This is a genomic window from Gammaproteobacteria bacterium, from assembly GCA_029862005.1.
Lineage (GTDB): Bacteria > Pseudomonadota > Gammaproteobacteria.
In genome coordinates, this window is sequence record JAOTYD010000016.1 from 56,358 (window position 1) to 77,265 (window position 20,908).

At 55.1% G+C, this 20,908-nt stretch carries 19 protein-coding genes, 2 tRNA genes and 1 pseudogene; all 22 read left to right on the forward strand.

The genetic code is table 11. The annotated features are described in order from the left end of the window. Positions 1 to 43: 43 nt before the first annotated feature. Positions 44 to 1,963 (forward strand): ATP-dependent zinc metalloprotease FtsH, encoded by a 1,920-nt coding sequence (gene ftsH, locus OES20_11530; protein ID MDH3635326.1) that lies wholly within the window; start codon positions 44 to 46, stop codon positions 1,961 to 1,963. A 29-nt stretch (positions 1,964 to 1,992) separates the two neighbouring features. Further along, a complete protein-coding gene (gene folP, locus OES20_11535; GenBank protein MDH3635327.1) occupies positions 1,993 to 2,811 on the forward strand; it encodes a dihydropteroate synthase in 819 nt (272 codons plus the stop codon). Further along, positions 2,808 to 4,157: a phosphoglucosamine mutase gene (glmM, locus tag OES20_11540; protein ID MDH3635328.1), complete on the forward strand. Its 1,350-nt coding sequence runs from the start codon at positions 2,808 to 2,810 to the stop codon at positions 4,155 to 4,157. Before folP ends, glmM begins: the two co-directional genes overlap by 4 nt. An 89-nt stretch (positions 4,158 to 4,246) precedes the next feature. After that, entirely contained in the window at positions 4,247 to 4,990 is a 744-nt protein-coding gene (gene tpiA, locus OES20_11545) for a triose-phosphate isomerase (protein ID MDH3635329.1), read from the forward strand. Between the two features lie 8 nt (positions 4,991 to 4,998). Further along, positions 4,999 to 5,376, forward strand: coding sequence for a preprotein translocase subunit SecG (gene secG / locus OES20_11550; GenBank protein MDH3635330.1), 378 nt, complete (start codon positions 4,999 to 5,001; stop codon positions 5,374 to 5,376). 11 nt (positions 5,377 to 5,387) lie between these two features. Further along, positions 5,388 to 5,472: transfer RNA gene (locus OES20_11555), tRNA-Leu, on the forward strand. Positions 5,473 to 5,674: 202 nt separating this feature from the next. Continuing rightward, positions 5,675 to 6,031, forward strand: coding sequence for an NADH-quinone oxidoreductase subunit A (locus tag OES20_11560; protein ID MDH3635331.1), 357 nt, complete (start codon positions 5,675 to 5,677; stop codon positions 6,029 to 6,031). Beyond that, a complete protein-coding gene (locus OES20_11565; protein MDH3635332.1) occupies positions 6,022 to 6,498 on the forward strand; it encodes an NADH-quinone oxidoreductase subunit B in 477 nt (158 codons plus the stop codon). Before OES20_11560 ends, OES20_11565 begins: the two co-directional genes overlap by 10 nt. A gap of 1 nt (position 6,499) precedes the next feature. Then, on the forward strand, positions 6,500 to 7,225 hold the full coding sequence (locus tag OES20_11570) for an NADH-quinone oxidoreductase subunit C (GenBank protein MDH3635333.1): 726 nt from the start codon (positions 6,500 to 6,502) through the stop codon (positions 7,223 to 7,225). Next, complete coding sequence (locus tag OES20_11575) at positions 7,218 to 8,471, forward strand: NADH-quinone oxidoreductase subunit D (GenBank protein ID MDH3635334.1); 1,254 nt, start codon at positions 7,218 to 7,220, stop codon at positions 8,469 to 8,471. Before OES20_11570 ends, OES20_11575 begins: the two co-directional genes overlap by 8 nt. After that, positions 8,471 to 8,977, forward strand: a complete 507-nt coding sequence (gene nuoE / locus OES20_11580) for an NADH-quinone oxidoreductase subunit NuoE (protein ID MDH3635335.1) — start codon at positions 8,471 to 8,473, stop codon at positions 8,975 to 8,977. Before OES20_11575 ends, nuoE begins: the two co-directional genes overlap by 1 nt. Positions 8,978 to 8,979: 2 nt before the next feature. Next, on the forward strand, positions 8,980 to 10,260 hold the full coding sequence (nuoF, locus tag OES20_11585) for an NADH-quinone oxidoreductase subunit NuoF (GenBank protein MDH3635336.1): 1,281 nt from the start codon (positions 8,980 to 8,982) through the stop codon (positions 10,258 to 10,260). Between the two features lie 15 nt (positions 10,261 to 10,275). Beyond that, the gene (nuoG, locus tag OES20_11590) at positions 10,276 to 12,642 is read left to right on the forward strand and encodes an NADH-quinone oxidoreductase subunit NuoG (protein ID MDH3635337.1); all 2,367 of its coding nucleotides are present in this window, start codon (positions 10,276 to 10,278) and stop codon (positions 12,640 to 12,642) included. Beyond that, positions 12,639 to 13,673 carry an NADH-quinone oxidoreductase subunit NuoH gene (gene nuoH, locus OES20_11595; GenBank protein MDH3635338.1) on the forward strand — a complete coding sequence of 345 codons (1,035 nt, stop codon included), beginning with the start codon at positions 12,639 to 12,641 and terminating at the stop codon, positions 13,671 to 13,673. Before nuoG ends, nuoH begins: the two co-directional genes overlap by 4 nt. 4 nt (positions 13,674 to 13,677) lie before the next feature. Then, positions 13,678 to 14,169 carry an NADH-quinone oxidoreductase subunit NuoI gene (gene nuoI, locus OES20_11600; GenBank protein MDH3635339.1) on the forward strand — a complete coding sequence of 164 codons (492 nt, stop codon included), beginning with the start codon at positions 13,678 to 13,680 and terminating at the stop codon, positions 14,167 to 14,169. 6 nt (positions 14,170 to 14,175) lie between these two features. Next, positions 14,176 to 14,778, forward strand: a complete 603-nt coding sequence (locus OES20_11605) for an NADH-quinone oxidoreductase subunit J (GenBank protein MDH3635340.1) — start codon at positions 14,176 to 14,178, stop codon at positions 14,776 to 14,778. Then, entirely contained in the window at positions 14,778 to 15,086 is a 309-nt protein-coding gene (gene nuoK, locus OES20_11610) for an NADH-quinone oxidoreductase subunit NuoK (protein ID MDH3635341.1), read from the forward strand. Before OES20_11605 ends, nuoK begins: the two co-directional genes overlap by 1 nt. Before the next feature lie 2 nt (positions 15,087 to 15,088). Beyond that, entirely contained in the window at positions 15,089 to 17,041 is a 1,953-nt protein-coding gene (gene nuoL / locus OES20_11615; GenBank protein ID MDH3635342.1) for an NADH-quinone oxidoreductase subunit L, read from the forward strand. A gap of 33 nt (positions 17,042 to 17,074) precedes the next feature. Further along, positions 17,075 to 18,589: an NADH-quinone oxidoreductase subunit M gene (locus OES20_11620; GenBank protein ID MDH3635343.1), complete on the forward strand. Its 1,515-nt coding sequence runs from the start codon at positions 17,075 to 17,077 to the stop codon at positions 18,587 to 18,589. Then, positions 18,586 to 20,037, forward strand: a complete 1,452-nt coding sequence (gene nuoN, locus OES20_11625; GenBank protein ID MDH3635344.1) for an NADH-quinone oxidoreductase subunit NuoN — start codon at positions 18,586 to 18,588, stop codon at positions 20,035 to 20,037. Before OES20_11620 ends, nuoN begins: the two co-directional genes overlap by 4 nt. Positions 20,038 to 20,103: 66 nt before the next feature. After that, positions 20,104 to 20,180, forward strand: a tRNA-Met gene (locus OES20_11630). Between the two features lie 260 nt (positions 20,181 to 20,440). Beyond that, positions 20,441 to 20,908, forward strand: a pseudogene (locus OES20_11635) (transposase).

Genomic DNA, 20,908 nt, shown 5'->3' on the forward strand with positions numbered 1-20,908 from the left:
GAACCGGATAAGGCATTAGTAAGAAGCCAATACAGGTGTAATAGTGAATGATGTAGTTAAGAATTTGGTATTGTGGGTTGTCATCGCGGTCGTGTTGCTGTCGGTATTCCACAGTTTCGGCGAGCGTACCAGTAGCTCGCAGACGTTGATCTACTCGGATTTTCTGACCCAGGTCAAGCAGGGCCAGGTACGCGAAGTTACCATCGAAGGGCAGAATATTACCGGCAAAATGAATTCCGGTACCCCGTTCACGACTTACAGCCCGGAAACCAACAACAGTGCCCTGATTGGTGATCTCGAGCGTGCCAATGTCTCCATCCTCGGTAAACCGCCGGAGCCACCCTCGCTACTGGGACACATGTTCATCAGCTGGTTTCCGTTTATCGTCCTGATCGGGCTGTGGATATTTTTCATGCGCCAGATGCAGGGCGGTGGCAGTGGCCGCGGTGCGATGTCCTTTGGCAAGAGCAAGGCACGCCTGCTGGGTGAAGACCAGATCAATATCAGCTTTAATGACGTGGCCGGCGTCGACGAGGCCAAGGAAGAGGTTGCGGAACTGGTCGAATTTCTGCGCGATCCTTCCAAGTTCCAGAAACTGGGCGGCAAAATACCGCGCGGCGTCCTGATGGTTGGTTCTCCCGGCACGGGTAAAACCTTACTGGCCAAGGCGATCGCGGGCGAAGCCAAGGTACCCTTTTTCACGATTTCAGGTTCCGACTTTGTTGAAATGTTTGTCGGTGTCGGTGCGTCGCGGGTACGCGATATGTTCGACCAGGCCAAGAAGCATGCGCCCTGTATCATTTTTATCGATGAGATCGATGCGGTTGGACGACATAGAGGCGCCGGTCTGGGTGGTGGGCACGACGAACGCGAGCAGACATTGAACCAGTTGCTGGTCGAAATGGACGGATTCGAAGGTAACGAGGGCGTCATCGTTATCGCGGCGACCAATCGTCCCGACGTGCTTGATCCCGCCCTGTTGCGACCCGGACGCTTCGATCGCCAGGTGGTAGTGCCCCTGCCCGACGTGCGTGGCCGCTCGCTGATCCTCAAGGTACACATGCGCAAGGTGCCGGCGGCCGAGAACGTCGACCCGATGGTAATCGCGCGCGGAACACCGGGTTTCTCCGGTGCCGATCTGGCCAACCTGGTCAACGAAGCCGCACTGTTTGCCGCACGTGCCAATAAAAAGATGGTGACGATGGCGGAATTCGAACGCGCCAAGGACAAGATCATGATGGGTGCGGAACGTAAGTCGATGATCATGAAGGACGAGGAAAAGAAGTTAACGGCCTATCACGAAGCCGGTCACGCGATCGTCGGACGCCTGGTGCCGGAACACGATCCGGTATACAAGGTGAGTATCATTCCAAGAGGGCGGGCACTCGGGGTAACCATGTTCCTGCCCGAAGAAGATCGCTACAGCTATAGCAAGCGTCACCTCGAAAGCCAGTTATCCAGCCTGTTTGGCGGGCGCATCGCGGAACAGCTGATCTTTGGTACCGAAGCCGTGACGACCGGGGCTTCCAACGATATCGAGCGTGCGACTGGTATCGCCCGTAGCATGGTTACGCAGTGGGGTCTGTCAGATCGTATGGGTCCGTTGACCTATAGCGAAGAAGAGGGTGAAGTATTCCTTGGCAAGACCTACGGCAAGCAGAAAACGGTATCCGACGAAACCGCACAGGCGATCGACTCCGAGATTCGCGCGATCATCGATCGTAACTATCAGCGTGCGCATGACATCCTCACTAAAGAGGAGGACAAACTGCACAAGATGGCGGATGCGTTGATGAAATACGAAACCATCGATTCCGGTCAAATTGACGCGATCATGGAAGGCAGGGAACCGGGTCCTCCCGCGGACTGGTCCGACGACGAGACCGGCCCGACACCGGATGAACCCACGGGAACCGCCAGTACCGGCGAAGATCCTGATTTAGATCCCGCCAAGTTGCACTAGCGAGTATGGGCTGAGAATCGCCCGGTTCGATGGCGCAGCTGTCAATTTCCAGTAATCTGCAAATTATGGGGGTTGTTAACGCAACCCCCGATTCGTTTTCGGATGGTGGAAAATTTAACACGATCCAAAAGGCCCTGAAGCATGCCCAACGATTGATTTCCGAGGGCGCTGATATCCTTGATATCGGGGGTGAATCCACCCGGCCCGGATCCCGCCAGGTGGGCCTGGATGAAGAGCTCGAACGCACCATTCCATTAATCGAAGCAATTCGGGAGATGTCCGACATACCGATTTCCATCGACACCAGCAAGCCGGGTGTCATGCAGGCTTCGGTAACAGCCGGCGCAACCATGATCAATAGTATCTGGGCTTTACAACTCGAGGATTCCTTGCAGGTTGCGGCAGATTTGAAGGTGCCGGTGATTTTAATGCATATGCAGGGATCGCCGGCGACAATGCAGCAAGACCCCACTTACGCTGACGTTGTCGGAGAGGTAAAAGAATTTCTCAAGGCGCGAATCGATGCCGCACTCGATGCCGGGATTGCGCTCGAACACATTATTATCGATCCAGGATTTGGATTTGGTAAAACCATCGAGCATAATCTGCTGCTATTGAAATCATTATTCGAATTTAAACAACTGGGGGTTCCCGTGCTGGCAGGATTATCTCGCAAGCGCATGATCGGTACGATACTGGACAAGCCGGTTGACCAGCGTCTATACGGCAGTCTGTCGACCGCGGTTATGGCGGCAATGCTGGGCGCCGATATCCTGCGCGTGCATGATGTGGCCGAGACGGTGGATGCAATCAAGATGGTTAAAGCCCTGGGGCAGGTGGCAACGTGAGTCGAAAGTACTTTGGAACTGATGGTATTCGCGGTCGGGTCGGTCAGGTGCCGATGACCGTCGATTTCATCATGAAACTCGGCTGGGCGGCAGGCAAGGTTCTGTCGCAGTCGAGCCGAGGGCAGGTTGTTATCGGTAAGGACACCCGGATTTCCGGGTACATGTTCGAGTCTGCACTGGAAGCGGGTCTTGCTGCAGCCGGACTCGATGTCCTGTTACTCGGTCCCATGCCCACCCCTGCAATTGCCTATATCACCCAGTCGCAGCGTGCCAGTGCCGGAATCGTAATCAGTGCGTCGCATAACCCGTATCACGATGACGGCGTCAAGTTCTTCAACGCGGACGGCTTCAAGCTGCCGGATTCGGTCGAGCAGGAAATCGAGGCCTTGCTGGACCAGGAACTGACAATGGTCGAGCCGGAGCAGATTGGCAAGGCCACCCGGATGGAGGATGCCAAGGGACGCTATATTGAGTTTTGTAAAAGCTCGATCGCTTTTCACAGGTCATTGCGCGGCATGAAACTCGTGGTCGACTGTGCCAACGGTGCTACCTATCATATTGCGCCGACGGTTTTTCGTGAACTGGGTGCCGACGTGATCGAACTGGGTACCAGCCCCAACGGCATGAATATAAACCAGGACGTTGGTGCACTGTACGCTGAGAACATGCGTGCGCACGTGCTTGAAAACCAGGCCGACCTGGGCATTGCCTTCGATGGCGACGGCGACCGTGTGATGATGATGGATGCACGCGGTGATGTGAAAAACGGCGATCAGCTACTTTACACCATTGCCAAGAACAAACTGGTTAACGGAGAGCTCGAGGGTGGCGTGGTCGGTACCCTGATGACTAATCTCGGCTGTGAACACGCACTTAAAGCCCAGAATATTCCATTTGAGCGTGCCGCCGTCGGTGATCGTTACGTGCTGGAGAAGCTGGTTGAGCACGGCTGGTGCCTGGGTGGTGAATCCTCCGGCCACCTGATTTGCCTGGATAAGACGACAACGGGAGACGGCATCATCGCCGCGCTGCAGGTCCTCGACGGACTGGTCAACAGTGGGCAGACGCTTACCGAAGCCTGCAGCGATATGGAGATTTATCCGCAAACCATGATTAACGTGCCGATCTCGAAGACGCTCGACCTGGAAAACTCGGCACTGATACAGGATGCTCTCAAATCTGCCGAATCTGCGTTGGGTGATTCGGGCAGAGTGCTGTTGCGTGCCTCCGGCACCGAACCGTTGATTCGGGTTATGGTGGAAGGTCAGGATCAGGCCGAGGTTGAAAAGATAGCGGCCATACTGGCTGAGGCAGTCAAGGAAGCCGCGCAAAACCAGGGAAAATAGCACTTGAAATAGATTAAATCCCGATTTGCGGATTGATTTATTCGGCCGAGGTGAGTACTCTTTGCCGCCTTTAAAAACCGGTATCAAACATGCGTTCTAGCCTCATTGCTGGCAACTGGAAAATGAACGGCGATCTGCAGTCCGTGATCGACCTGGTTGAAGGGATTAAGGCCGGAAATCCGGGTAAAGCCGAACTGGTGGTTTGTCCGCCGGCTGTGTTTTTGATGAAGGTTGGCGGCATGCTGGCTGACACCAAAATTTCACTCGGTGCGCAGAATGTCTGCGACCAGGAACAGGGTGCCTATACTGGGGAAATTTCGGCAAGTATGCTAAAAGAATGTGGCTGTCGTTATGCGATTGTCGGTCATTCGGAAAGGCGATCGCATTACCTGGAATCGGATCAGCTGGTAGCCGCAAGATTTGCGTTGGCAGTCAGTGCCGGCCTGAGCCCGATTCTCTGTATCGGTGAAACCCTGTATGAGCATGAGCAGGGAGTCACCGAAGCCATCGTCGCAAAGCAGATCGATGCGGTTCTCGATCTGTGCGGAATTGCTGGTTTCGGGCGTGCCGTAATTGCCTATGAACCGGTGTGGGCGATTGGAACCGGGCTGGTTGCATCGCCCGATAAGGCGCAGGCGGTACACGCGTTTATTCGCGGCAAGCTTGCCGCAAATGATGCTGAAATAGCTCAACGAGTGCAGATTTTATACGGTGGCAGTATGAATCCTGCGAATGCGGCTGATTTATTGTCACAGCCGGATATTGATGGTGGATTAATCGGCGGGGCGTCGTTAAAAGCCGATGATTTTCTGGCCATCGCACAATCAGCCTAGGACATATTATGGAAAACATTAACAGCATTTTACTGATCGCACAGGTGTTATTGTCGATTTCCCTGATCGCGCTTATCCTGATACAGCATGGCAAGGGCGCCGATGCGGGTGCAGCCTTTGGCAGTGGTGCCTCGGCGACCGTTTTTGGTGCACGCGGTTCTGGCAATTTTTTAAGCAGGGCCACGACCGCCGTTGCGATCCTGTTTTTTTGCGTTTGCCTTGCGCTTGCCTATGTTACGACCAACCGCGAGATACCTGATGGCGTTACCGGTAGCGTTACTACGCAGGAGTCGATGGTTGTGCCCGCGCAGGGAGCTGACGAATTACCGCCAGTCGAGCCGCAAGGCGATAGCGTCCAGCAATCAGATTTACCCCCGGCCGAGTAGGGTGGGGCAAAGCCGATGTGGTGGAATTGGTAGACACGCTATCTTGAGGGGGTAGTGGCGAAAGCTGTGCCGGTTCGACTCCGGCCATCGGCACCATACTTAAGCTTCGATCGAACCAAAACGGGAACGAAACGATGCGATTGAAAACCTGGTTCCGGGCCTGCCCGGAGCCGGGTTTTTTAACGATACGAGAGCGTTACAGGGAGCCGTTTGGAGATTTCTTGACACTATATAAGGGCCACAATAGACTGACCCCTCGCTTTAGTTTTGCAGGCTTCCGGGGGGCAGTATTCGAATCATGCTAGGTAATTATCTACCCATCCTGATTTTCATGTCGATTACGCTCGTAATGGGGACTGTTTTCATTATTCTGGGCAAACTGCTGGGCCCCTCGCGCCCGGATGCGGAAAAAAATTCTCCCTATGAGTGTGGCTTCGAGGCTTTCGAGGACAGCCGCATGAAATTCGACGTGCGTTACTACCTGGTTGCGATCCTGTTTATCATTTTTGATCTCGAAATTGCCTTCCTGTTTCCGTGGGCTATCGTGCTGGACCAAATTGGGACATTTGGCCTCGTAGCGATGGCAATTTTCTTGACGGTTCTGGTTGTCGGATTCGTCTACGAGTGGAAGAAGGGAGCACTCGAATGGGAATAGAAGGCGTATTTGAACAGGGCTTTGTTACCACCTCGGCCGATAAATTAATCAACTGGGCCCGGACCGGTTCGATGTGGCCGATGACCTTCGGCCTCGCCTGCTGCGCGGTCGAAATGATGCAGGCCGGGGCGGCGCGTTATGACCTGGATCGGTTTGGCATTATATTCCGGCCGAGCCCCCGCCAGTCAGATGTCATGATCGTGGCTGGAACCCTGGTCAACAAGATGGCTCCGGCGCTGCGCAAAGTCTATGACCAGATGGCGGAACCTCGCTGGGTGATCTCGATGGGTTCCTGCGCCAATGGCGGCGGTTACTATCATTATTCGTACTCGGTGGTGCGCGGCTGTGACCGGGTAGTCCCGGTTGATGTCTATGTGCCCGGCTGCCCGCCGACCGCAGAGGCGCTGCTGTATGGCATTATACAGCTGCAAAACAAAATCAAGCGCACCAATACGATAGCGCGCTAGTATGCCGAATCCGAAACAGCAACTGGCTGACGCGCTGCAAGCGGCGTTTGCCGAGAGACTCGACTCGGTGACGGTCGCCCACAACGAGGTTACCGTTGAAGTTGCTACCGAAAACCTTGTCGCCGTCGCCACTGAACTGCGTGATGATCCCCAGTTTCAATTTAAGCAGTTAGTCGATGTCTGTGGTGTCGATTACTCCCAGTTTGGTCGCTTCGAATGGATCACCGAGGATGCCAGTCGCTCGGGTTTTAGTCGCGGTGTCGCCGCCGCGTCATCCGGTCACCTGCAGTTCGGCGATGAACTCGAGTCAATGACAACACAGGGCAGGCGCTTCGCCGCGGTTTATCACTTGCTGTCCTATGTCCACAACCGACGCTTGCGGGTGCGTGTATTCGCCCCCGACGACGACTTCCCGGTGGTCCCTACCGTGACTGAAATCTGGGCATCGGCTGACTGGTATGAACGCGAGGCTTTCGATTTATTCGGTATCCTGTTTAGTGACCATCCCGATTTACGTCGCATCCTTACCGACTATGGCTTTGTTGGTCACCCGTTTCGCAAGGATTTTCCGATGGTCGGGCACGTGGAAATGCGTTACGACCCGGAACGCGGACGCGTGGTTTATGAACCGGTAACCATCGAAGCGCGGGTGCTGGTGCCGCGCGTTAAACGCGATGATCATCGCTACATCATCGACGCACCGGAAGAGGCACAGGACGATGCCTGAAATCAAGAACTACACGCTCAATTTCGGTCCCCAGCATCCCGCGGCCCACGGGGTATTGCGCCTGGTTCTGGAAATGGATGGTGAAGTCATCGAACGTGCCGATCCGCATATCGGTTTGTTGCATCGTGCCACCGAAAAACTCGCCGAAACCAAACCATATAATCAAACCATTGGCTACATGGACCGCCTTGATTACGTATCCATGATGTGTAACGAACATGGATACGTACTCGCGATAGAGAAATTACTCGGCCTCGAGATACCGGAACGCGCGCGCTACATCCGGGTTATGTTTGATGAAATAACACGTATTTTGAATCACCTGATGTGGATCGGTACGCATGCCCTCGATGTCGGCGCAATGACCATGTTCCTGTACGCTTTTCGCGAGCGCGAAGACCTGATGGATATGTACGAGGCTGTGTCCGGCGCGCGCATGCATGCAACTTATTATCGCCCCGGCGGTGTTGCCCGCGATCTGCCCGACGCAATGCCGCAATACCTGGAGAGTCGCTGGCGCAGCAGTAAGGAAGCCGGACGCCTGAATGAAAATCGACAGGGTAGTCTGCTCGATTTCGCCGAGGATTTCGCGGGCCGGTTTCCAGGCTATGTCGACGAATACGAAACCCTGTTGACTGACAATCGAATCTGGAAACAACGTACCGTAGGCATTGGCGTCGTGAGTGAAGAGCGTGCCTACCAGCTCGGGTTTACTGGCCCGATGCTGCGCGGCTCGGGGGTCGAATGGGATCTGCGCAAGAAACAGCCTTACGAGGTATACCATCGTATGGACTTCGATATACCGGTCGGCACCAACGGGGATTGCTATGATCGCTACCTGGTGCGCGTCGAGGAGATGCGCCAGTCAAATCGTATTATCAGGCAATGCATCGAGTGGCTGCGCGCCAACCCGGGAAGCGTAATGACCGATAATCACAAGGTGGCACCGCCGCGTCGTGAACTACTGAAGGCTGACATGGAAGGCCTGATCCACCACTTCAAGCTTTTTACCGAGGGCTATACCCTGCCCGAGGGTGAGGTTTACACCAGCATCGAACACCCCAAGGGTGAGTTTGGCGTTTATCTGATTTCGGACGGGGCCAACAAGCCCTATCGCCTCAAGATCCGTGCGCCTGGCTTCGCCCACCTGTCCAGTATGAACGAGATGGCGCAGGGACACATGCTGGCCGACGTGGTCGCAATTATCGGAACCCAGGATATCGTGTTCGGGGAGATCGACCGATAATGGCCATTGAAACTATATCGAAGCTCGATCTGTTGAACGATCACACGCGCGCGGAGATCGATCACTGTGTGGCCCGGTTTCCGCCCGAACACAAACGCTCGGGCGTGTTGCAGGCGCTCTCCGCCGCGCAGCATCAGAACGGAGGTTTTTTAACCACCGACCTGATGGATGCGGTGGCCGAGTACCTGGAGTTATCGCCGATCCACGTCTACGAAGTGGCATCTTTTTACTCGATGTATGAAACCAAACCGGTAGCCCGTCATAACGTTGCGATCTGTACCAACATTTCCTGCATGTTAATGGGCTCGGACAGCATTGTTGAGCATGTCGAAAACAAGCTCGGCATCAGGATCGGGGAGAGTACCGAGGACGGGCGCATCTACCTGAAGTGCGAGGAAGAATGCCTGGCTGCCTGTTCGGGTGGTCCGATGATGCAGGTTGATCACGTTTATCACGTCGACCTGACCCCGGAAAAAGTCGATGAAATCCTGGATGCGCTGGAGTAACAATGGCTAACGAAGTCTGCTACGCAACCCTCCAATACGACCAGCCATGGTCGATGGAAACCTATTTAAAAGTAGGGGGTTACGAGGCACTTAAAAAAATCCTGGTCGGTGGCATGTCAGCCGACGACGTCATCGAGGAAGTCAAGGCATCGGGCCTGCGCGGTCGCGGGGGGGCCGGTTTTCCGACCGGCTTGAAGTGGAGCTTCATGCCGCGCAACGCGCCTGGACAGAAATACGTCGTCTGCAACTCCGATGAATCGGAACCGGGCACCTGCAAGGATCGCGATATCCTGCGCTTTAATCCGCATGCTCTGGTCGAAGGCATGGCAATCTGCGGCTACGCGATCGGCGCCACGGTCGGATACAACTACATGCGCGGCGAATTCATGGATGAACCCGCACAACGCTTTGAAACCGCGGTCAGGGAAGCCTACGAAGCGGGTTACCTCGGCAGGAACATACTTGGCAGCGGAGTTGATTTCGATCTCTACCCGGCGCTTGGCGCGGGTGCCTACATCTGTGGCGAGGAAACCGCATTGCTGGAATCACTCGAAGGCAAAAAAGGCCAGCCACGTTACAAGCCCCCGTTTCCCGCCAACTACGGGCTCTATGGCAAACCCACGACAATTAATAACACCGAATCGCTGGCCTCGGCTCCGTCCATAATCCGAAACGGTTCGCAATGGTTTGCCGATCTCGGTATTCCCAATAACGGCGGGGTCAAATGCTTTTCGATGTCCGGCCATTTGAACAAACCGGGGAACTTCGAAATCTCGATGGGCACCCCCTTTAAGGACCTGCTGGAAATGGCGGGCGGGATTCGTAATGGTCGTAAACTGAAAGCGGTGATTCCGGGCGGTTCCTCGGTACCGGTGTTGCCGGGTGACGTCATGATGGAGTGCACGATGGACTACGATTCGATCGCCAAGGCGGGTTCGATGCTGGGCTCGGGCGCGGTCATCGTCATGGATGAAACGACCGATATGGTAGTCGCACTGCGGCGTATTTCGCGGTTTTATTTTTCAGAATCCTGTGGTCAATGCACCCCGTGCCGGGAAGGCACCGGATGGCTTTATCGCATGCTGACCCGGATTGTCGACGGCAAGGGTCGACCCGAGGATATCGAGCAGCTGGAGGAAGTTTCACACAAGATCGAGGGCCGCACGATCTGTGCGCTCGGCGATGCCGCGGCGATGCCGGTGTGGAGTTTCATCAAGCATTTCCGCCATGAATTTGAATACTACGTCGAGCACAAACGCTCGATTATCGACAATGCAGCCTGATCCGGATGATTAGCGATGAGCGATAACATAACCGTCACGATAAATGGCCGGCAGATTGAAACCCAGGCGGGACGCCTGCTGATCGACGTGGCCGATGAAAACGATATCGTGATTCCACGCTTTTGTTATCACAAGCATTTGTCGGTAGCAGCCAATTGCCGCATGTGCCTGGTGGAAATAGAGCGTGCCCCGAAACCGATGCCGGCCTGCGCCACCCAGTGCATGGATGGCATGGTCGTGGAAACGAGGTCCCGGAAAGCCCTGGCCGCACAAAAGTCGACGATGGAATTCCTGCTGATCAACCATCCGCTCGATTGCCCGATTTGTGACCAGGGTGGCGAGTGTGAATTGCAGGATGTCGCAATGGGATTCGGTGAAGGTGTATCCAAATACACCGAGCAGAAACGCGTCGTCATGGACAAGAATATCGGGCCCCTGATTGCAACCGATTTTACGCGCTGCATTCACTGCACCCGCTGCGTGCGTTTCGGCGATGAAATTGCCGGTATGCCCGAACTCGGGGCGACCGGACGTGGTGAATACATGGAGATTGGCACCTATATCGAAAAAGCGATCGTGTCTGAACTCTCCGGCAACGTGATCGACGTGTGCCCAGTGGGTGCATTGACCGCGAAACCGTCGCGCTATACCGCGCGACCCTGGGAACTGACCCAGCATGCATCAGTGTCGGCGCATGATTGCATCGGCAGCAATACCTACGTGCATACCCGCGGCAGCGAAGTGATCCGGGTGGTGCCGCGCGAGAACGAATCGATTAATCAATCCTGGATTTCGGATCGTGACCGCTTCAGTTATACCGCGGTCAAGTCGGAACATCGCATTACACAACCGATGTTGCGTGACGGCGGGGAGCTCAAACCCGTTGACTGGGAATCCGCGCTCATTGCGGCCACGGAAATGCTCTCCGGCGCCGATGGCAATATTGCCACGCTGGTCAGTCCGCAGGCGACGCTGGAAGAGCATTACCTGGCGCAAAAACTGACCCGTGGCCTCGGATCGAACAATATCGATCACCGGCTCATGCAGGTTGATTTCTCGTGCCAGCACAGCGCGCCGATCATGCCCTGGCTGGGACGTTCGCTGGAATCGGTTGAAATACTGGACGCGGCATTGATCGTGGCCGGCAACCTGCGTTACGAGCAGCCACTGCTGTCGCACCGTCTGCGCAAGGCGGTGCTGAACAATAGCGCCAGCGTGTCGTCGATCGGGCACATCGGCGATCAATACAACTTTGCGATGCACTCCGAAATGGTCGGATCGGCTGCCGGACTGATCCATGACCTTGCCGCAGTCGCAGTTGCGCTCTCCGAAATCGGCGGCCGGCCACTGTCGGGTCACCTTGCGACTTTCGTGCATGGCTGCGAGCCCTCGTCGCAGCACCAGGCCATCGCCCGCTCGCTTGCAGAAGCCGGGAATGCGGCAGTGATCGTCGGTATCCAGGCTTTATCGAATCCTTATCTGTCGTTACTGCAGGAAATCTGTGAAGCAATCACCAGCATGAGCGATGCAACCCTGGGTTACCTGTCAATATCGGCAAATAGCGCGGGTGCCTGTCTCGCCGGGGCTACCCCACATCGGGTCGCGGCCGGTATCGTGTCAGAGCAGACCGGCGAACACGCCGCTGATATCCTGAGCGCGAAGCACAAGGTTCTGATGACACTCGGGGTTAACCCGCTACTCGATACCCAGTCGGTGGCGGCACTTTCCGATAATAATGAAAGCATCATTGCGATCAGCAGTTTTGATAACGATTATATCCAGCACCAGGCCGACCTGGTGCTGCCGTTGGCAATCACGGTCGAAACCTCGGGCAGTTTCGTCAATGTCGAAGGTCTCTGGCAGAGCTTTAACGGTTGCGCGCATGCCAGGGGTGAAAGTCGCCAGGGCTGGAAAATCCTGACGGCGCTGGGGCAGGTGCTGAAGCCGGGAGAATTCGATTACCTGGACTCGGTCGCGGTCAGGGATGAACTGCGGGGATTGTGCAGTGATGTCGCGTTGAGCAATATCTGCGGCATTGAATCAGGCCTCAAGGAACTACCGCAAGACAAGGGTACCATCCAGAAAATCGGTATGACACCGATTTACGCCAGTGATGAACTGACGCGGCAGTCACAAGCCCTGCAGGCAACGCCACTGATGAAAGCACAATGCGCAGTGATAATGAATCGGCAACAGGCACAGGATACCAGGCTAATTGACAGCAACGAGGTCCAGGTCAAGCAGGGCAAGGGCACGGCGGTGTTGCCTTTGCGTATTGATGAAGGCATACCGGCCGGTTGCGTCTATGTTCCGAGCGGGATCGACGCGGTCAAGCATCTCTCCGGTGTCTACGGCAAGATATCCCTGGAAAGGGTTTCGTGATGGATTTCCTGATATCGATCTGGGAATGGTTACACGAGTACGTGCAGTACACGATTTACAGCGGCGTCAAGGCGTTAGCGATCCTGCTGCCATTGTTCATCGTGGTGGCTTATTACACGCTCGCCGAACGCAAGGTCATCGGCTACATGCAGATTCGCAGGGGACCAAACCGGGTCGGCCCGAAAGGCCTGTTCCAGCCCTTCGCCGATATGTTCAAGCTGATGTTCAAGGAAATCATCATCCCGACCAATTCCAATCGCTACTTGTTCATTATTGCGCCGGTCATTACCTTTGCCCCGGCAATGGCGGCCTGGGCGGTTATCCCGTTCAACGACACGCTGGTATTCAGCAACATCAACGCCGGCCTCCTGTATATACTCGCGATGACCTCGGTCGGTGTCTATGGCGTCATCATTGCCGGCTGGGCGTCGAACTCCAAGTATGCCCTGCTGGGTGCAATGCGCTCGGCGGCGCAGATCGTGGCCTATGAAATCGCGATGGGTTTCGCGTTGGTTGGCGTACTGATGGTGGGCGGGAGTCTCAACCTCGGCGAGATCGTCAACAAGCAGGCGGGCGGTATCGGCAACTGGTTCTTTATTCCGCTGCTGCCTTTATTCTTCGTATACCTGATTTCGGGTGTTGCCGAAACCAACCGGGCACCCTTCGATGTGGCCGAGGGCGAATCCGAAATCGTTGCCGGATTCCATGTCGAATACTCGGGTATGACATTCGCGGTCTTTTTCCTCGCCGAGTACGCGAACATGATACTGATCGCGATGTTGTGCGCGTTGATGTTCTTCGGTGGCTGGTTGAGTCCCGTGCCGACACTGGCCGGTGATGGCATCGGCTGGCTGTTTGGCAAGACCGCTGTTTTCATGCTGCTGTTCCTGTGGTTCCGCGCGACCTTCCCGCGCTACCGTTACGATCAGATCATGCGCCTCGGCTGGAAAGTGCTGTTGCCGGTAACGATTTTCTGGTTGGCGGTCGAGGGTGTTGCGGTCTATTTCAAAATCGGCCCATGGTTTGCTTAAGCCTATGTTTGCGAAAATAAATTATTACCTGAAAAGTTTTCTCTTCCTCGAGCTGTTGAAGGGGATGAACGTGACCGGCCGTTATTTTTTCCGTAAGAAAATAACGGTTCAATACCCGGAAGAAAAAACGCCGATCAGTCCGCGTTTTCGCGGCCTGCATGCGTTGCGCCGCTATGCCAACGGTGAAGAACGCTGCATCGCCTGCAAACTCTGCGAGGCAGTGTGTCCGGCGCTCGCGATTACAATCGAATCGGAGCAGCGCGAGGACGGAACCCGTCGCACCACGCGCTACGATATCGACTTGTTCAAGTGCATTTATTGCGGCTTCTGCGAAGAAGCCTGCCCGGTGGATTCGATCGTCGAAACCAATATTTTCGAGTATCACTTCGAAAACCGCGGCGAGAATATTATGACCAAGGAAAAGTTGCTGGAGATCGGCGATCGTTACGAGGCACAGCTTGCCGCGGACCGTTCGGCCGACGCGCCTTACCGCTAAATAACGATGATAGAAACCGTCATATTCTATGTTTTTGCCGTCGCCACGGTCATTAGCGCCTGCGCGGTCGTGACCGTCAAAAACCCGGTGCATGCGACGCTGTCGCTGGTGCTGACATTTTTTACCAGCGCGGTCATCTGGATGACGCTCGAGGCCGAGTTCCTCGCGATCAGCCTGGTGCTGGTTTATGTCGGCGCGGTCATGGTGCTGTTCATCTTCGTCGTCATGATGCTCGATATCAATATCGCCCGTCTGCGCGAGGGCTTCGTGCGTTACCTGCCGCTCGGCCTGGCCGTGGCGGTAATCATGTTGCTGATGATGCTGAGTGTCGTCACCAGCGATGTTTTCGTGCTCGAGGCAGGCTCGGAACCATTGCCCAAACCTGTAGATTACAGCAATACCAAGGCCCTCGGCGGTGTGCTCTACACCGAGTACGTGTTTGCGTTTGAAATCGCCGCGGTGATTCTACTGGTCGCGATTATTGCAGCCATCGCGTTGACCATGCGCAAGCGCGCGCAAACCAAGTACCAGAGTCCCTCCGAGCAAATCAAGGTGCGCAAGGCCGACCGCCTGCGTATCGTTGACATGCCGTCGAGTGAAGAGCAATGATGACGGTAACCTTAAGCCATTACCTGATTCTCGCTGCGGTGCTATTCAGCATCTCGATCGCGGGCATCGTCATCAATCGCAAGAATATTATCATCCTGCTGATGTCGATCGAGTTGATGCTGCTGTCGGTTAACCTGAACTTCCTCGCGTTTTCGCATTACCTGGACGATCTCGCCGGCCAGGTCTTCGTGTTCTTTATCCTGACCGTTGCCGCGGCAGAAGCGGCCATCGGCCTCGCCATCCTCGTGGTCCTGTTCCGTAACAAGCGCTCGATTAACGTTGAAGATATCAAGGAGCTGAAGTGGTGAGTATGGACCTGGTTTACCTCGCGATCCCGCTGGCATCACTGGCGGGCGCGCTGATTGCCGGATTCTTCGGCAAGCAAATCGGTCGTTCGGGGGCGCACTGCGTGACCATCATCGGGGTTACGGTATCGTTTATTCTGTCGTTGATCGTGCTCAAGGATGTCGCCTTCGATGGTGCACCCATTTATAACCAGTCGGTATATACCTGGATGATCAGCGATGGTATCCGCTTCGAGGTCGGTTTCCTGATCGATGGCCTGACCGCCCTGATGATCGCCGTCGTCACCGGTGTCTCGCTCATGGTGCATATCTACACGATTGGCTACATGCACGACGATCCGGGATACCAGCGCTTCTTTTGCTACATTTCGCTGTTCACCTTTTCGATGCTGATGCTGGTCATGTCGAACAATTTCCTGCAGCTGTTTTTCGGCTGGGAAGCGGTCGGGCTGGTGTCCTACCTGCTGATCGGTTTCTGGTTCAAACGCGAAACCGCGATCTACGCCAACCTGAAGGCCTTCCTCGTCAACCGGGTCGGCGATTTCGGCTTCTTACTCGGCATCGCGGTGATCCTGATGTTTACCGGTTCGCTCGATTACTACGAGGTATTCGACCGCGCCGATGCACTGGTATCGGCAACGCTGCAGGTCATTCCGGATGTGGACTGGTCGGTTATCACGCTCGCCTGCATCCTGCTGTTTGTCGGCGCGATGGGTAAATCGGCGCAGGTGCCGCTGCACGTGTGGCTACCCGATTCGATGGAAGGCCCGACACCGATTTCGGCGCTGATCCACGCGGCGACCATGGTAACCGCGGGCATTTTCATGGTGGCGAGAATGTCGCCGCTGTTTGAACTCTCGAGCACGGCGCTGTCGGTCGTGATCGTCATCGGTGCAACCACGGCTTTTTTCATGGGCCTGATCGGCATCGTGCAAAACGATATCAAGCGCGTGGTGGCCTATTCGACGCTGTCGCAGCTGGGTTACATGACCGTGGCGCTCGGTGCCTCGGCTTACTCGGCCGCGATTTTCCACCTCATGACGCACGCCTTTTTCAAGGCGTTGCTGTTCCTCGCAGCAGGTTCCGTCATCATCGCCATGCACCACGAACAGGATATTCGCAAGATGGGCGGGCTCAAGAAATACATGCCGATCACCTACTGGGTGTCGCTGGTCGGTTCGCTCGCCCTGATCGGTTTCCCGGGTTCTTCGGGCTACTTTTCCAAGGACGCGATCCTGATCGCAACCCACAATTCAGAAGTATGGGGCTCCGGTTATGCCTACCTCGCGGTGCTGCTGGGCGTGTTCGTCACGGCCTTCTACTCGTTCCGCATGTTCTTCCTGGTTTTCCACGGCAAGGAACGCATGGACGAGCATACGCGCGAGCACCTGCACGAAACTCCGGCCGTGGTCACGGTGCCGCTGATCTTGCTGGCGATCCCGTCAGCGATCATCGGCTGGCTAACGATCGATACCGTACTGTTCAGCGGATTCTTTGACCAGGCAATCATCATCTTCGAGGAGCACGGCGCAATGGCGGCCGTGGCCGAGGCCTTTCACGGTCCTGCCAATTTCGTGCTGCACGGTTTTGCCGGGCTGCCAGTGTACCTGGCCGCTGCCGGGGTAGGCAGCGCCTGGTATATCTATCTGAAGAATCCGCAGCTGGCGGATAACCTCAGGCATAGACTGAGCTGGATCTACAACGTCCTCGATAACAAGTACTACTTTGACCGCTTCAACGAAATCGTGTTTGCGGCAAGTGCGCGGGGCATCGGACAGGTCCTGTGGCGACTCGGCGATGCGTTGATGATCGACGGGCTTTTCGTCAATGGCAGTGCGCGCCTGGTGGGGTGGATCTCGAGCGTCGTGCGCTACACGCAAACGGGCTACCTGAACCATTACGCGTTTGCGATGATCTCGGGGCTAATCCTGCTGCTGGGATGGGTTGTGTTGGGTTAAAGCAGAACAAGAATAAAGGTAATCGTTAAACTTATGTATGCTGACTGGCCATTATTGAGCCTCGTGATCTGGACACCGATTTTCGGTGGCATCCTGGTATTGTTTGCCGGTGACAGCAATCCTGGAGGCGCGCGCAAGATCGCGCTGGTGGTGTCGATTATTACCTTTTTGCTGACGGTGCCGTTGTATACGCAATTCAATACCACGACCTATTTGATGCAATTCGTTGAGCGGCACGAGTGGATCGACGCGTTCAATATCGAGTATTACGTGGGTATCGATGGCATCTCGATGCCGTTGATCCTGCTGACGTCGTTTTCCACCGTAATCGTTGTTATATCGGCCTGGGAAGTAATCCAGTACCGCGTGTCGCAGTACATGGCCTCTTTTCTGATCATGGAAGGTTTCATGATCGGCACCTTTTCGGCGCTCGATTCGATCCTGTTTTATATTTTCTTCGAAGCGATGCTGATCCCGATGTTCCTCGTCATTGGCATCTGGGGTGGTGCAAACCGAATCTACGCAACCCTGAAATTCTTCCTGTATACCTTTATCGGCTCGGTATTGATGCTGGTGGCGCTGATTTACATGTACACCAAAACCGGCAGTTTCGCGATTTTTGATTTTCATTATCTCAGGCTAACGCTCAACGAGCAGGTACTGATTTTCCTGGCGATGCTGGTCGCCTTCGCGGTCAAGGTGCCGATGTGGCCGGTGCACACCTGGTTGCCGGATGCGCACGTGGAGGCGCCGACCGGCGGCTCGGTGATTCTGGCCGCTATCATGTTGAAGATCGGTGGCTACGGCTTCCTGCGTTTCAGCCTGCCGATCACGCCTGACGCGAGTGCCGAACTCGACTGGTTGATCATCACCATGTCGCTGACCGCGGTGGTTTACATCGGCTTCGTCGCGCTGGTGCAGCGTGACATGAAGAAACTGATCGCCTACTCGTCGATCGCCCACATGGGATTTGTAACGCTCGGATTTTTTATCGTGTTTCGAATCCTGGATTCCGGATTTGGTGACCAGGGTGCTGCGCTCGCGCTCGAGGGTGGGATGGTGCAAATGGTGTCGCATGGATTCATATCCAGTGCATTATTCCTCTGTGTCGGCGTCCTCTATGACCGCATGCACAGTCGTCAAATCGCCGATTACGGCGGGGTCGCCAACACCATGCCAGTATTTGCCGCGTTCATGGTGTTTTTTGCGATGGCCAATGCCGGTCTGCCCGGTACCTCGGGTTTCGTCGGCGAATTCATGGTGATCCTGGCGAGCTTCAAGGCGAGTTTCTGGATCGCGTTTCTCGCGGCGCTGACCCTGATCCTGGGCGCCGCCTATACCCTGTGGATGATAAAGCGTGTGATTTACGGTGACATTGCCAACGAGAACGTGCGCGTTCTCGAGGATATAAACAAACGCGAATTCTTCTTTCTGGCACTGCTGGCACTGGCGGTGCTGGGTCTCGGCTTGTGGCCGGATCCGCTGGTCGAAGTCATGCACCCGACCATCGAAAACCTGCTTAATCACATTGCGAATCCGAAGATATGACCACCGAGTTCATACAGCCTGATTTAATGCCCGCGTTACCCGAAATGGTCATGCTCGCGATGACCTGCCTGGTGCTGGTGGTTGATTTGTTCCTGCCACAGGAAAAGCGGGGATTCACGCTGTTGTTGTCGGTATCGACGCTGGTGCTGGCAATCGCCGCGGTGATTGCGGTTGCGCCGACGACGTCGATCAGCAGTTTCGGTGGTTCCTTCGTGCTCGATCAGCTGGCCGTGGTGCTGAAAATTGCAACCTGTGCAATCACCATCCTGGTGTTTGTCTATTCGCGCGACTACCTCGTCGATCACGATATCTACCGCGGCGAATACTACGTGCTGGGCCTGTTTGCGACGCTGGGCATGATGGTCATGATCTCGGCGCATTCGTTCCTGCTGGTTTACCTCGGACTCGAATTACTGTCGCTGTCGCTGTACGCGATGATCGCCTTTAATCGAAATTCACTGAGCGCATCCGAGTCGGCGATGAAATACTTCGTGCTCGGCGCGATGGCATCCGGGTTGTTGCTCTACGGCATCTCGATATTTTACGGTATCACCGGTACGCTCGACATCAACCAGCTTTCGGCCGCGGTGAACAGCCAGATGTCTGTGCATCCGGTTGCGCTCGGATTCGCGCTGACGTTTATCGTGGTCGGGCTGTCTTTCAAGCTGGGCGCCGTGCCATTCCACATGTGGCTGCCCGATATTTACCAGGGATCGCCGACTTCGGTGACGCTGTTCATCGGCACGGCACCGAAGATTGCCGGTTTTGCGATGGCGATCCGTCTGCTGGTCGATGGCCTCGGCGATTTGCAGGTCGACTGGTCGCAAATGCTGACGGCGCTCGCGATCGCATCGATGGCGGTAGGCAATATCATTGCGATCGCGCAAACCAACTTCAAACGCATGCTCGCGTACTCGACCATTTCCCATGTCGGTTTCATCCTGTTGGGATTACTGGCGACCACCGCAAACGGATACTCCTCTGCGATGTTTTATACGATTACCTACGCGCTCACCGCGGCGGTGGCTTTTGGTGTACTGCTGGTGTTGAACCGGCAGGGCTTCGAGGCTGAAAACATCAGCGACCTGTCGGGATTGAACGATGGCAATCCGTGGTACGCCGCGTTACTCGCAATCGCAATGTTCTCGATGGCCGGCGTCCCGCCGACCGTCGGCTTTTATGCCAAGCTGACCATACTGCAGTCCGTGGTCGAGGTGGACATGATCTGGCTCGCCGTGCTCGCGGTATTGTTCACGGTCATCGGCCTGTTCTACTACCTGCGGATCATCAAGGTCATGTATTTCGACAAGCCCCTGGCCGAGCAGACCACGACGATCAAGGAGGCGCTGGATGTCAGGTTATTGCTGAGCGCAAACAGCTTGAGCCTGATCCTGTTGGGCATGTTTCCTTCGACGCTCATGGTCTATTGTATTCTCGCATTCAGCTAGCCAACGAACCTCTCGCGCTACCCCTTGTAAAATTCGCTCAACCTAGCTATTATTCGGCGCCTCTGATGCGGGGTGGAGCAGCTTGGTAGCTCGTCGGGCTCATAACCCGAAGGTCGTAGGTTCAAATCCTGCCCCCGCTACCAATTTTCTGCTAGTTAATTCAGTGACCTACAGTAAGTTGTTCGTATACACGAATTGCTCAACAAAACAGTCATCACCCTGTCGGTAGAGTGCTCGCCAAAGTGATTGACTATGGCTTTCATTTGCAAGCCAAAGCCAAGTATTTATCAACTCCAGAGAAGACTAAAATTCTAAATCTACCGATTTGATGACAAGCGATTGGACTTCCCAGGGTTTGCTAGACACCTAATAGCGTTAAAATGTAACGCTATTGGAGGTGTTTATGAGCAGCAAGCGGTACACAGAAGAATTCAAAATCGAAGCTGTAAAACAGGTAACAGAACGAGGATATTCTGTTGCTGAAGTAGCTGAGCGACTGGGAACGACAACGCACAGTTTGTATAGCTGGCTGAAGCGTTATGGGCAGAAGAGTCCCCAGCAGACAAACAGGGTTGATGACCAGGCGGAGATCGCCCGTCTCAAGGCAGAGCTGCGCCGCGTTACCGAAGAGCGAGATATTTTAAAAAAGGCCGCGGCGTACTTTGCCAACGACCACGGGTGAAGTACGCCTTTATCCGTGATCATCGTAGCGAGTTTTCGATTCGAGCGATGTGCCGGCTCTTTAAAAGTGCATTTCAGTGGTTTTTATGCCTGGTTGCACAAGCCAATGTCGGCCAGAGCGATCGAAGACCAACGATTGCTGAAGTTGATCAAACGATTCTATGTGGCAAGCGGGGCGACTTATGGTAGT

Excerpts from the sequence above, each read along its gene's own strand:
- folP (MDH3635327.1), top strand. The coding sequence starts at position 1,993 with ATGGCGCAGCTGTCAATTTCCAGTAATCTGCAAATTATGGGGGTTGTT.
- tpiA (MDH3635329.1), top strand. The coding sequence starts at position 4,247 with ATGCGTTCTAGCCTCATTGCTGGCAACTGGAAAATGAACGGCGATCTG.
- secG (MDH3635330.1), top strand. The coding sequence starts at position 4,999 with ATGGAAAACATTAACAGCATTTTACTGATCGCACAGGTGTTATTGTCG.
- OES20_11560 (MDH3635331.1), top strand. The coding sequence starts at position 5,675 with ATGCTAGGTAATTATCTACCCATCCTGATTTTCATGTCGATTACGCTC.
- OES20_11565 (MDH3635332.1), top strand. The coding sequence starts at position 6,022 with ATGGGAATAGAAGGCGTATTTGAACAGGGCTTTGTTACCACCTCGGCC.
- OES20_11570 (MDH3635333.1), top strand. The coding sequence starts at position 6,500 with ATGCCGAATCCGAAACAGCAACTGGCTGACGCGCTGCAAGCGGCGTTT.
- OES20_11575 (MDH3635334.1), top strand. The coding sequence starts at position 7,218 with ATGCCTGAAATCAAGAACTACACGCTCAATTTCGGTCCCCAGCATCCC.
- nuoE (MDH3635335.1), top strand. The coding sequence starts at position 8,471 with ATGGCCATTGAAACTATATCGAAGCTCGATCTGTTGAACGATCACACG.
- nuoF (MDH3635336.1), top strand. The coding sequence starts at position 8,980 with ATGGCTAACGAAGTCTGCTACGCAACCCTCCAATACGACCAGCCATGG.
- nuoG (MDH3635337.1), top strand. The coding sequence starts at position 10,276 with ATGAGCGATAACATAACCGTCACGATAAATGGCCGGCAGATTGAAACC.
- nuoI (MDH3635339.1), top strand. The coding sequence starts at position 13,678 with ATGTTTGCGAAAATAAATTATTACCTGAAAAGTTTTCTCTTCCTCGAG.
- OES20_11605 (MDH3635340.1), top strand. The coding sequence starts at position 14,176 with ATGATAGAAACCGTCATATTCTATGTTTTTGCCGTCGCCACGGTCATT.
- nuoK (MDH3635341.1), top strand. The coding sequence starts at position 14,778 with ATGACGGTAACCTTAAGCCATTACCTGATTCTCGCTGCGGTGCTATTC.
- nuoL (MDH3635342.1), top strand. The coding sequence starts at position 15,089 with ATGGACCTGGTTTACCTCGCGATCCCGCTGGCATCACTGGCGGGCGCG.
- OES20_11620 (MDH3635343.1), top strand. The coding sequence starts at position 17,075 with ATGTATGCTGACTGGCCATTATTGAGCCTCGTGATCTGGACACCGATT.
- nuoN (MDH3635344.1), top strand. The coding sequence starts at position 18,586 with ATGACCACCGAGTTCATACAGCCTGATTTAATGCCCGCGTTACCCGAA.